Source organism: Arthrobacter sp. SAFR-044 (genome assembly GCF_059414985.1).
In genome coordinates, this window is record NZ_JBPFDN010000040.1 from 1 (window position 1) to 554 (window position 554).

Consider the following 554-nt stretch of genomic DNA (forward strand, 5'->3'; position numbering starts at 1 on the left):
GTTTTACCAGTCATGCCTCACCAGTCATGCACGGTGCCGTCGACGAGGCGGTTGTAGGGCAGGTAGGCCTGCTGGTACGGGTAGGCTGCGGCGGCTTCTTCGTTGAATTCGACGCCGATCCCGGGCTTGTCGCCCGGGTGCAGGTACCCGTCCACGAACGTCATGGACTGCTCGAAGACCTCGTTGGTCTTATCCGAGTGCTGCATGTACTCCTGGATCCCGTAATTATGGATCGCCAACCCCACATGCAGCTGCGCCGCGAACCCCACCGGGGAAATATCCGTCGGCCCGTGGAAACCGGACTTGATCTGGTACTGCGCCGCGAAATCCATCACCTTCTTCAGAGGGCTGATCCCGCCGAAGTGCGTGGACGCGGCCCGCACGTAGTCGATCAGCTGTTCCTTGATCAGCGTCTGGTAATCCCACACCGTGTTGAAGATCTCCCCGATCGCCAGCGGCGTCGTGGTGTGCTGCCGCACCAGGCGCAGCCCCTCCTGGTTCTCCGCCGGCGTGCAGTCCTCCAGCCAGAACAAGTCATACGGCTCCAACGCCTT

General features: G+C 61.7%; 1 protein-coding gene. It reads right to left on the bottom strand.

Annotation, left to right across the window (positions count from 1 at the left end; genetic code table 11):
• Positions 1 to 17 precede the first annotated feature (17 nt).
• Positions 18 to 554 (bottom strand): enolase C-terminal domain-like protein (locus ACR65J_RS21040; protein WP_440172320.1); only part of this gene is annotated, 537 nt, incomplete at its 5' end.